This is a genomic window from Desulfovibrio sp. SGI.230, assembly GCF_050313065.1.
In the GTDB taxonomy this organism is placed as follows: domain Bacteria; phylum Desulfobacterota; class Desulfovibrionia; order Desulfovibrionales; family Desulfovibrionaceae; genus Desulfovibrio.
On sequence record NZ_JBNPKS010000022.1, the window covers coordinates 1 to 10,989 of the forward strand.

A 10,989-nucleotide genomic window follows, 5' to 3' on the forward strand; every position below is an offset into this window, starting at 1 on the left:
TACTATCTAAATGAAAAATTTCCAGGCCTGAGAACTCCAAGTCCTTCACCGAGACATCTCCGGCAGGCCATCGACCTTATAGGACTTATCAAAAGAGTCTATTATCTTGTTGCGTTAGCATGGGCATATGGGTGGGTCAAGGCGATTGGTCAATTTATTGAATCACTCGACAGCGTCGTGAAAAAAAGAAGGAGCGAGGAAGAAAAAGGAGGCTGTCCCCCTAAAAAAAAGGCCAGGGACTTGTGTGGAAAAAGCCATACAAAAAACTGTTCCCTGCAAGACATCCTGTCCCCAAACATCTGCATGAAACGCCTGCTGCACCAGGCATGGCCTTTGCTCCATCCGCTCTCCCCTCCTCCGGACAAAAGAAAAGACGACCTCCGCCAGGCGAAAGATCGTCTTATCCAATAAAAAAGGGGGGCTTGCGCCCCCCTTGAAAGCATCGCTGTCGTAAAGACTAGAAGCTATAAGCGAAGATCAGCTGGGCCTTCCAGGCGTCCTGCTTCTTGTAGGAATCGTTGCGGTAGCTGCGCTTCCAGGTGTCGTCGTCCATCATGTTCACGATGTAACCCAGTTCCAGGTTGGCTTCCAGGTTTTCGTAGATCTGGTAGCTGTTGACCAGGTTGAATTCCAGCAGGCCGTCGTTGGTGGTCAGGTAGTGGCCGTCCTTATCCAGTCCATTGTCCCAGCCGTAGGAATGTTCCACATACTTGGCCATGGAGGGGCTGTTGGTGCCGCCCCAGTAGGCCACGCGGAAGGAGTGCTTCAGATCTTCCACAAAGCTCAGATCGTGGATGCGCAGACCGATACCCCAAGTGCCGGTGTAGGTCAAGTTGCGGTCATACAGGCTGTCGGCAGAGGACCAGCCGTAGTTGCCGTCACCCATGAAGGACATGAAGTTGCCGCAACCGGAAACGGTGGGCATACGCTCGGAACCGTTCTTGACGTTGCCGTCGTCACCGGAAGCATACCAGCCGAAGATGCCGGGGGTACCCCAATCCATCTTGTATTCCACCAGGGCCTTGACCAGCCAGCCTTCACGCTTGGTGTCGCCCATGCGGAAATCGGTACCGTTGTAGCGATCGGCAGTGTAGCGACCCATGGATTCCACATAACCGTAGTTGATGTCCAGTTCCACGTTCAGCGGATCCCACAGGGTCAGGGAGATGGGCAGGCCAGCCCAGAACATGGAGCCGTAAGCCTTGCTGGTAGTGGTATCAGCCACGCCGTTGTCGGACAGAATGGGACGGGTGTAGGGGCCCATGGACCTGGCAGTCTTGCTGTTGGCACCGGCCATGCCGTACATGGCCCAGGGGGTCACCTTCACGCCGTCGAAGGTCAGGGGCACCATCAGGGCGAACAGGTCCATGTTGTCCTGGTAATTCGTACGATCCGCACGAGCAGCGTAGTTGTCGTTGTACGGACGGGCCCAGAAAGTGGTCAGGCCCACGTTTTCGTTGAACTGGTAGCTGGCCACCACGCCGGCCACGTCATCATCAAAGACGGCGGAACCACCGGCCACGTTGGGCAGCTGGATGCCCTGGATACCCATGCGGAACTTGAGGTCGGTGTTGGGCACCATCCAGTCGATGTAGGCGTTCTTCAGTTCCACCACGGTGCCGTCAGCGCCCAGAGCGCCGCCGCTTTTGGCATTGCCCCACACCTGGTCACCAATTTCGAAGAACACGGTACCGGACAGGGCTTCGGAAGCCACGGCGTCCAACTGCAGGCGGACACGCTGGGAAGCGGAGAAGATGTCGTCGGTGTCTCGGGCGCTGTTGTGGTCACTCCCCTTAGCCTTCGTATGGCTGATCAGGGAGCCGTCACCGGCGGAGAAGCCCATCAGCCACTGGCCTTTGGCCTTGAAATCAATAGCGCCGGCGCCGGTAGCGGCGCCCAGCAGCATACCCGCGGCAAGAGCGAGGGTCATCAGCTTTTTCATGATAAAAACCTTCCTTCCTGAGAGAAATTTCCTGGCGTGCATGGGACGCTCCTCCCCAGGGGCATCCCATTGGCCAGCTCTGGACAAAAAATGTACGCTTTTCTGTTTGAGTACAAATTTTGTTACGCCAGCATACGCATGCCCCTTCTCTCCGTCAAGGGGGAAAGGTCAATTTTTTGAACCGTGTCATAAAGTGACAGGATCGGACAATCCGGGATGGCGGAGTATTCTGCTGACGATTCTTTCAGCCCGGGCTGTGCGGATCAGCCCTTCAGAAAAAGGCTGTCCACCATTCTCCAGAGAAACATCGTACTACACAGTATATGCCCGCGCATCTCGGGCACACTCTATCTGAAACAACAAAAGCCCCGCCGAAGCGGGGCTTGAAACCGAGGGGGCCGAAGCCCCCACGGTCGAACTTCTCAAGCCGAAGCTTAGAAGGAGTACACGAAGGACAGGTTCACGTTCCAGGCGTCGTACACGCCGCCGTCCTTGCCGGAGAAGCCGCGCATGGGGTTCTTGCCCCAGGTGCTGCGGCTGTCGTCCAGCCACAGAGCCAGGTAAGCGGCGTCCAGCATGACGGTGAAGTTGTCGTACATCTTGTAGGTGTTGGTCAGACCCACTTCCAGAGCGTAGTCTTCGGTGGTCAGGTAGACAGGATCGTAGCCGAAGCCGGTTTCCACCACAGAGGACACACCACGCTTGTCGTAAGCAGCGTAATCGCTCACGTACTTGGCCATCTTGGGAGCGTTGGTGCCGCCCATGAAGTTCACACGCAGGGTGTGCTTCAGGTCTTCCAGGAAGCTCACGTCCTTCAGACGAGCACCGATGCCCCAGGTACCCACCATGGTGGAACCCAGCACGCATTCGCGGGCGATGTAGGGATTGCCGTTGAAGGCGAAGTTGGAGAAGTCGTTGTTACCGTTGGCGCTCACAGTAGGCATGCGCTCGGAACCGTTGCGGGGGTTGTTGTCGTCACCGGTGGAGTACCAGCCGTACAGACCGGGAGTACCCCAATCCAGCTTGTATTCCAGCAGCAGGCTGGCCAACCAGCCTTCGCGGTTCATCTTTTCGTCAGCATAAGCGGCGGAACCGTAGTTCACATCCCAAGCGATGCGGAAGGGATCCCAGTAGGTCACTTCGCCGGTCACGCCAGCCCAGAAGGCATTGCCATAGGAGTCGTTCCAGTCGGTGCCCTGGAAGCCGGAGACCATACCGGCGCTGGCACGACCCCAAGCATTGCCGGGATCCTTCTCCAGGTTGTCAAACATACCGGGGCCCATGGCAGCGTACATGACCCAAGGAGTCACCTTCACGCCGTCGAAGGTCAGGGGCAGCAGCACAGCGAACATGTCCATGTTGTCCATGTAGTTCTTGTCGTAGGCAGTGCCATCCCAACGGCTGCTGTAGCCACCGTTGTCGTTGTAGGGGCGAGCCCAGAAAGCGGTCAGGCCAACGTTTTCGTTGAACTGGTAGTTCAGGGTGATGGCGGCCACGTCATCGTCGATGATCTGGGAAGCGTTGGTGGTGAAGCTGGGCAGGGCCAGACCCTGGATACCCATGCGGACCTTCAGATCGGTCTGGGGCACCATCCAGTCGATGTAGGCGCGCTTCAGTTCCACGACCTTGCCGTCAGCGCCCAGAGCGCCGCCGTTGTCGTTGTCGCCCCACACCTGGTCACCGATTTCGAAGAACACGGTGCCGGACAGAGCTTCGGAAGCCACGGCGTCCAACTGCAGGCGAACGCGCTGGCGGGCTTCGAATTCGTCTTCGTTCTTGAAGCCGGAGTTATTCTTGGCCTTGCTTTCACTAAAGTTGCCGTGCATGCCGTAGTCGAAAGACATGATCCACTGGCCCTTGGCCTTGAAGTCGATAGCGTTGGCGCCGGTAGCGGCACCCAGCATCATAGCGGCAGCCAGAGCGAGAGTCATAAGCTTCTTCATGATAATACCTTCCTTCATTACTTCCGCATCTTTCGATCCCATCCACTACGGGATCTTCTTCCCTTGCGGGACCCCATTCCTGACCTGTGCGGAGCGGGACAGGAATCCCGGCCAATACGGCCGGAGCTAAAAGCTCGTTTTTGAAAGCCCGCGGCAGCGGTCTGCTTGTCCGTCGAACTTGTAAAAATTTTTATACCCCTTTCTTGACCTTGTCAACGTTTCTTTAAAAAAAACAACAACTTACATCATATTATCTATATCGCTTTTTAGATAGAATTTTCTCATGAACCAGTTTCTTAAGCATGGATCCCTCGAAAAAATAAAAAAAGCTAACCTATTGAACGACAAAAGCCCCGCCGAAGCGGGGCTTAAAAACCATGAGGCAGAAGCTTTCACGGTCGGCGCTTTCCAATCAACGCAGAGAAAAAGGATACGGAGATCTGCTGATGATCCAGACATCATAGCAGCCTGCGGATCTCAGAAAAGCCATCACGGCATGTGCAAAGCACTATAGATCGCGCCCGACATGTCAACAAGATCGCCCTTATCATTATAAGAGTTTTAGCCCTCCCCCTCACACTAGCGTCTCCCGTTCCTCAAACGCAAAAAAGCCCCGCCGAAGCGGGGCTTACAAACCGGGGGGCCGAAGCCCCCACGGTCGAACTTCTCAAGCCGAAGCTTAGAAGGAGTACACGAAGGACAGGTTCACGTTCCAGGCGTCGTACACGCCGTCGCCGCCCAGAGCGCTACGGCCGGGGTTCTTGCCCCAGGTGCTGGTGCTGTCATCCAGCCACAGAGCCACATAAGCGGCATCCAGCATGACGGTGAAGTTGTCGTACATCTTGTAGGTGTTGGTCAGGCCGATTTCCAGAGCGGTGTCGCCGGTGGTCAGGTACATGGGATCGTAGGAGGTACCGTAGGGGGCCACAGTCGCGGGATCCTTGGAAGAAGTATGGCTCACGTACTTGGCCATCTTGGGAGCGTTGGTACCGCCCATGAAGTTCACGCGCAGGGTGTGCTTCAGGTCTTCCAGGAAGCTCACGTCCTTCAGGCGGGCGCCGATGCCCCAGGTACCCACCATAGTGGAACCCAGCACGCCTTCACGGGCGATGTAGGGGTTGCCGTTGAAGGCGAAGTTGGAGAACTGGTTGTTGCCGTTGGCGCTCACCACAGGCATGCGCTCGGAACCGTTCTTCGGGTTGTTGTCGTCACCGGAACCGTACCAGCCGTACAGACCGGGGGTACCCCAATCCAGCTTGTACTCCAGCAGCAGGCTGGCCAGCCAGCCTTCGCGGTTCATCTTTTCATCAGCATAGGAAGCGGAACCGTAGTTCACATCCCAGGCGATGCGGAAGGGATCCCAGTAGGTCACTTCGCCGGTCACGCCAGCCCAGAAGGCATTGCCGTAGGTGTCCAGAGGATCGGTGCCGGTAAAGCCGGAGGTCATGCCACGGGAAGCACGGGTCCAAGCGTTGCCAGCATCAAACTTATCGTTACCCCACTTGTTGAACATGCCGGGACCCATGGCGGCGTACATGACCCAGGGGGTCACCTTCACGCCGTCGAAGGTCAGAGGCAGCAGCACGGCGAACATGTCCATGTTGTCCATGTAGTTCTGCCTACCGTCCGTACCATTCCACTTGTAGCCGTTGTTGTCGTTGTAAGGACGAGCCCAGAAAGCGGTCAGGCCCACATTTTCGTTGAACTGGTAGTTCAGGCTGACGGCGGCCACGTCATCGTCAAAGATCTGGGAAGCATTGGTGGTGAAGCTGGGCAGGGCCAGACCCTGGATACCCATGCGGACCTTCAGGTCGGTCTGGGGCACCATCCAGTCGATGTAGGCACGCTTCAGTTCCACGACCTTGCCGTCAGCGCCCAGAGCGCCGCCGTTGTCGTTGTCGCCCCACACCTGGTCACCGATTTCGAAGAACACGGTACCGGACAGAGCTTCGGAAGCCACGGCGTCCAACTGCAGGCGAACGCGCTGGCGGGCTTCGAATTCGTCTTCGTTCTTGAAGCCGGAGTTGTTCTTGGCCTTGCTTTCACCAAAGTTGCCGTGCATGCCGTAGTCGAAAGACATGATCCACTGGCCCTTGGCCTTGAAGTCGATAGCGTTGGCGCCGGTAGCAGCACCCAGCATCATAGCGGCAGCCAGAGCGAGAGTCATAAGCTTCTTCATGATAATACCTTCCTTCATTACTTCCGCATCTTTCGATCCCATCCACTACGGGATCTTTTTCCCTTGCGGGACCCCATTCCTGACCTGTGCGGAGCGGGACAGGAATCCCGGCCAATACGGCCGGAGCTAAAAGCTCATTTTTAAAAGCCCGCGGCAGCGACCTGCTTGTCCGTCGAACTTGTAAAAATTTTTAAACCCCTTTTATCAGTTTGTCAATATTAAGTGATAAAAAACGATATGAGCATACTTATTCTTGCAACACAGGAAAAAATAATCTTTTTTTACAGCATGATAGGAGATATCCACCTAAAGTAAGCATAAAAAGGCTTCCCATCAAAAATGGAGGTCTCACAGTCCTGAACGGTAGGATCCCGCCAGAGGAACACCGCACGTTATTTGGCTTAGCCTCAAACTGCGTTCGGCAAGGGGCCCAACGGACAGGATTCCCCAAATCTGTCAAAGGGCTGCGAGGTACCTAGGAGATCTCACCGGCAATATCGCTGGGGAGACAAGAAAGAAGCAGGGCCGGATCTGCTCCACATACCAGACGGGCCAGACCGCGCAGTCCGCCCCGGACTCCGAAAACGCCGGCAGCACCCGAAGCACTCCATATCATTCATTCCTTCCCGTACGGCTCCCTTGCGGTCCAGACGTATCGGGCACAACCGTCCAGGACGGCCATCCCATCCATAGGCGCACCGCAACATTAATATATGGACAAGTCGACATGACCGGGAAGCCCCGCCTCTTCCCGGAACATCTGCTCCTGTAAACGCTGTCCGCCGTGTTCCGTGTTTCCGGCCCTTTTCTTGCATTGACATAGATACGAGGAATGTATATGATTATATATTAAATTTTGTTGAACAATTCCAGCACATTACGAGGCAAATATGTTCACCAATCGCGGCAAGGCCCTGACTTTTGACGATATCTTGCTTGTCCCCAGCTATTCGGAAGTGACTCCCGACGCCGTGGACATCTCCACCTGGCTCACTCCTTCCATCGAATTGCGCATCCCCCTGCTCTCCGCTGCCATGGACACGGTCACCGAATCGGCCATGGCCATCAGCATGGCGCGTATGGGCGGCATCGGCATCATCCATAAGAACATGCCCATCGAACGCCAGCGCCTGGAAGTGGAACGCGTCAAGAAGAGCGAAAGCGGCATGATCCTTGACCCCGTTACCGTTTCCTCCCGCAACTCCGTGCAGGAAGCCCTGGACCTGATGGCGGATTTTCGCGTGTCCGGTCTGCCCGTCGTGGATGACGGCAAGCTGGTGGGCATCCTCACCAACCGTGACGTGCGCTTCATCGAAGACGCCTCCGCCATCCGCGTGGGCGAAGTGATGACCAGCAAGAACCTGGTCACCGTGCCCATGGGCACCTCCCTGGAAGAAGCCAAGCGTCACCTGCACGAACACCGCATCGAAAAGCTCCTCGTGGTGGACGAGAACGAGCGCCTGCGCGGCCTCATCACCATGAAGGACATCGACAAAGTCCAGAAATACCCCAACGCCTGCAAGGACAGCGCCGGCCGCCTGCGCGTGGGTGCCGCCATCGGCATCGGCCGCGACTGCGACGAACGCGCCGAGCAGCTCATCCAGGCCGGTGTGGACGTGCTCGTCCTGGACTCCGCCCACGGTCATTCCATGAACGTGCTCAAGGCCATCCGCAAGGTCAAGACCGCGTACCCCAACTGCCAGCTGGTGGCTGGTAACGTGGCTACCTACGAAGGTGCCCGCGCCGTGCTCGAAGCCGGTGCCGACGCCGTCAAGGTGGGCATTGGCCCCGGCTCCATCTGCACCACCCGCATCGTGGCCGGTGTGGGCGTGCCGCAGGTGACCGCCGTCATGGACGGCAGCCGCGCTGCCCGCGAGATGGACCGCTGCTGCATCGCTGACGGCGGCATCAAGTTCTCCGGTGACATCGTCAAGGCCCTCGTGGTGGGCGCCCACTCCGTGATGATCGGCTCCCTGTTCGCCGGTACTGAAGAAAGCCCGGGCGAAACCATCCTCTACCAGGGCCGTACCTACAAGATCTACCGCGGCATGGGCTCCATCGACGCCATGAAGGACGGCAGCTCCGACCGTTATTTCCAGGAACGCAGCAAGAAGCTGGTCCCCGAAGGCATCGTGGGCCGCGTGCCTTACCGTGGCCATGTGATGGAAGCCATCTACCAGCTCATGGGCGGTCTGCGTTCCGGTATGGGTTATGTGGGTGCCCGCACCCTCAACGACCTGTTCGAGAACACCACCTTCTGTGAGATCTCGGCGGCGGGCCTGCGTGAAAGCCACGTGCACGACGTCATCATCACCAAGGAAGCCCCCAACTATCGCATCGACAACTAGCCTCAGACCTGCGGGCGATCGCTGCAGCGACCGCCCGCATCCGTTTGGTGCTTGCATCCTGTTTTCCGGCAGCCAGGCTGCCCGTTCATGACATTATATAAAGGACGCCGTCCCTCCCGGGCGGCGTCCGCATACATTGCAAGGAACACTCATGGCGCACAGCAAGGTCATTATCATTGACTACGGTTCGCAGGTCACCCAGCTCATCGCACGGCGTGTGCGTGAAGCCGGCGTGTATTCCGAAATCCATGCCTGCAACGTCACCGCCGCCGAAGTGGCCGCTATGGCTCCTTCGGCCATCATCCTTTCCGGCGGTCCTGCCAGCGTGGGCGAAGCCGATGCCCCCACCCTGGACAAGGGCTTCCTGGAACTGGGCGTGCCGGTGCTGGGCATCTGCTACGGCATGCAGCTGCTGGCCCAGAACCTGGGCGGCGAACTGGCCCAGTCCCTGACCCGCGAATACGGCCCGGCCGACCTGACCCTGAAAGCCTCCTGCGCCCTGTGGGACGGCCTGGACAGCTCCAAGGCCAGCCGCGTGTGGATGAGCCACGGCGACAAGGTCAAGACTCCCCCGCCCGGCTTCGTGATCACCGGCAGCACCCCCACCCTCGAAGTGGCTGCCATGGCCGATGAAAGCCGCAAGATCTACGCCGTGCAGTTCCATCCCGAAGTGCACCACAGCGTGGACGGCGACGCCATGCTGCGCAACTTCCTGTTCAAGGTCTGCAACATCGTGCCCGACTGGAGCATGTCCAGCTTCGTGGAACGCGTGGTCAAGGAAATGGCCGAAAAGATCGGCGACAAGCACGTGGTCTGCGCCCTTTCCGGCGGCATCGACTCCACCGTGGTGGCCGTGCTGCTGCACAAGGCCATCGGCCATCGCCTGCACTGCATCTTCGTGGACAACGGTCTGCTGCGCCTCAACGAAGGTGAGGAAGTGGTCAGCTACCTGCGCGAGCACTTTGACCTGAACCTCAACTTCGTCCAGGCCCAGGATCGCTTCCTCGACCTGCTCAAGGGCGTGGAAGATCCCGAGACGAAGCGCAAGATCATTGGCCACACCTTCATCGACATCTTCGACGAAGAAGCCAGGAAGCTGCCCGAAGTGGAATACCTGGCCCAGGGCACCCTGTACCCCGACGTCATCGAATCCGTGTCCCACAAGGGCCCCAGCGCCGTCATCAAGAGCCACCACAACGTGGGCGGCCTGCCCGAGACCATGAAGCTCAAGCTGGTGGAACCCCTGCGCGAACTCTTCAAGGACGAAGTGCGCAAGGTGGCCGCCGAGCTGGGCATGCCCGATTCCATCGTCTGGCGTCATCCCTTCCCCGGTCCCGGCCTGGCCATCCGCGTGCTGGGCGAGATCACCGAGGAACGCCTGAACATCCTGCGCCAGGCCGACAAGATCGTGCAGGAAGAACTGCGCGAGTCCGGCTGGTACCGCAAGGTCTGGCAGGGCTTTGCCGTGCTGCTGCCGCTGAAGACCGTGGGCGTCATGGGCGACGGCCGTACCTATGAGCACGTCATCGCCCTGCGCGTGGTGGACAGTGTGGACGCCATGACCGCCGACTGGGCCCGCCTGCCCGCCGACCTCATCGCCCGCATGTCCGGTCGCATCATCAACGAAGTCAAGGGCGTCAACCGCGTGGTCTACGACGTCTCCTCCAAGCCCCCGAGCACCATCGAGTGGGAGTGACCGTTAAAATAATTTCTTGTTTTTTAGAGCGCACTATGATATACTGTTATTATCCTGATTTGAGGAGTCTACCAAATATGCGGCAAGGTATTTTTAAATAAAATTTGATAATGGGCGCAAAAATGCTTGCCCCTTGCAGGGGCTTGGTTTTTGTACCCAATTTAAGAATACTTTTGCCTTTTAAGCAAATATCGTGACGGACAGCAGCTTATGTAAGCCGTGTGTGTTTTTGTGTGTCCGAAGTCATGATCCCCAGCGGTAAAAGTATTAGCCGCTGGGGATTTTTGCGCCCATTTGGGCCTTGTATGGAGGATAGACATGAATATAATCAATATCGGGATTCTTGCCCATGTAGACGCCGGCAAGACGACACTGACTGAAAGCCTGCTGTATGCCAGCGGAGCCATTTCAGAACCGGGGAGCGTCGAAAAAGGGACAACGAGGACGGACACCATGCTGTTGGAGCGGCAGCGTGGGATTACCATTCAAGCGGCAGTCACTTCCTTCCTGTGGCGCAGATGTAAAGTCAACATAGTGGATACGCCCGGCCACATGGATTTTTTGGCGGAGGTGTACCGCTCTTTGGCCGTTTTAGATGGGGCTATCTTGGTGATCTCCGCTAAAGATGGTGTGCAGGCCCAGACCCGTATTCTGTTCTATGCCCTGCGGAAAATGAACATTCCCACCGTTATCTTTATCAACAAAATCGACCAGGCTGGCGTTGATTTGCAGGGTGTGTATCAGTCTGTTCGGGATAAGCTCTCCGCCGATATTATCATCAAGCAGACGGTGTCGCTGTCCCCGGAAATAGTCCTGGATGAAAATACCGACATAGAAGCATGGGATGCGGTCATCGAAAATAACGATGAATTATTGGAAAA

At 57.3% G+C, this 10,989-nt stretch carries 8 protein-coding genes; 5 read left to right on the forward strand and 3 right to left on the reverse strand.

Going from position 1 to position 10,989, the window contains the following annotated elements; genetic code table 11:
- Positions 1-411, forward strand: a 411-nt coding sequence (locus ACQRAG_RS11590; RefSeq protein WP_427805332.1) for a hypothetical protein, incomplete at its 5' end; no start/stop codon positions are given.
- Between the two features lie 46 nt (positions 412-457).
- Here ACQRAG_RS11590 and ACQRAG_RS11595 read toward each other — a convergent pair.
- Together ACQRAG_RS11595 and ACQRAG_RS11600 are read right to left on the reverse strand one after the other, a co-directional pair.
- Positions 458-1,942, reverse strand: coding sequence for an outer membrane homotrimeric porin (locus ACQRAG_RS11595; RefSeq protein WP_427804202.1), 1,485 nt, complete (start codon positions 1,940-1,942; stop codon positions 458-460).
- A gap of 434 nt (positions 1,943-2,376) precedes the next feature.
- Positions 2,377-3,885 carry an outer membrane homotrimeric porin gene (locus ACQRAG_RS11600; protein ID WP_427804201.1) on the reverse strand — a complete coding sequence of 503 codons (1,509 nt, stop codon included), beginning with the start codon at positions 3,883-3,885 and terminating at the stop codon, positions 2,377-2,379.
- A 283-nt stretch (positions 3,886-4,168) separates the two neighbouring features.
- Here ACQRAG_RS11600 and ACQRAG_RS11605 point away from each other — a divergent pair, with 283 nt between their 5' ends.
- Positions 4,169-4,399, forward strand: a complete 231-nt coding sequence (locus tag ACQRAG_RS11605; RefSeq protein ID WP_427805333.1) for a hypothetical protein — start codon at positions 4,169-4,171, stop codon at positions 4,397-4,399.
- A 165-nt stretch (positions 4,400-4,564) separates the two neighbouring features.
- Here ACQRAG_RS11605 and ACQRAG_RS11610 read toward each other — a convergent pair whose 3' ends face one another.
- On the reverse strand, positions 4,565-6,064 hold the full coding sequence (locus ACQRAG_RS11610) for an outer membrane homotrimeric porin (protein WP_427805334.1): 1,500 nt from the start codon (positions 6,062-6,064) through the stop codon (positions 4,565-4,567).
- Between the two features lie 890 nt (positions 6,065-6,954).
- On the opposite strand from ACQRAG_RS11610, the gene guaB reads away from it, so the two are divergent.
- The 3 genes from guaB to ACQRAG_RS11625 form a co-directional block, all read left to right on the forward strand.
- On the forward strand, positions 6,955-8,412 hold the full coding sequence (gene guaB, locus ACQRAG_RS11615) for an IMP dehydrogenase (RefSeq protein WP_006006392.1): 1,458 nt from the start codon (positions 6,955-6,957) through the stop codon (positions 8,410-8,412).
- Between the two features lie 151 nt (positions 8,413-8,563).
- Positions 8,564-10,108 carry a glutamine-hydrolyzing GMP synthase gene (gene guaA, locus ACQRAG_RS11620; RefSeq protein WP_427804199.1) on the forward strand — a complete coding sequence of 515 codons (1,545 nt, stop codon included), beginning with the start codon at positions 8,564-8,566 and terminating at the stop codon, positions 10,106-10,108.
- A gap of 318 nt (positions 10,109-10,426) precedes the next feature.
- The coding region (locus tag ACQRAG_RS11625; protein WP_427804198.1) for a GTP-binding protein at positions 10,427-10,989 on the forward strand (563 nt) is incomplete at its 3' end.

What these genes read in the sequence shown, in the direction of transcription:
- ACQRAG_RS11595 (WP_427804202.1), bottom strand. Translation starts at nt 1,942, where the DNA reads ATGAAAAAGCTGATGACCCTCGCTCTTGCCGCGGGTATGCTGCTGGGC.
- ACQRAG_RS11600 (WP_427804201.1), bottom strand. Translation starts at nt 3,885, where the DNA reads ATGAAGAAGCTTATGACTCTCGCTCTGGCTGCCGCTATGATGCTGGGT.
- ACQRAG_RS11605 (WP_427805333.1), top strand. Translation starts at nt 4,169, where the DNA reads ATGAACCAGTTTCTTAAGCATGGATCCCTCGAAAAAATAAAAAAAGCT.
- ACQRAG_RS11610 (WP_427805334.1), bottom strand. Translation starts at nt 6,064, where the DNA reads ATGAAGAAGCTTATGACTCTCGCTCTGGCTGCCGCTATGATGCTGGGT.
- guaB (WP_006006392.1), top strand. Translation starts at nt 6,955, where the DNA reads ATGTTCACCAATCGCGGCAAGGCCCTGACTTTTGACGATATCTTGCTT.
- guaA (WP_427804199.1), top strand. Translation starts at nt 8,564, where the DNA reads ATGGCGCACAGCAAGGTCATTATCATTGACTACGGTTCGCAGGTCACC.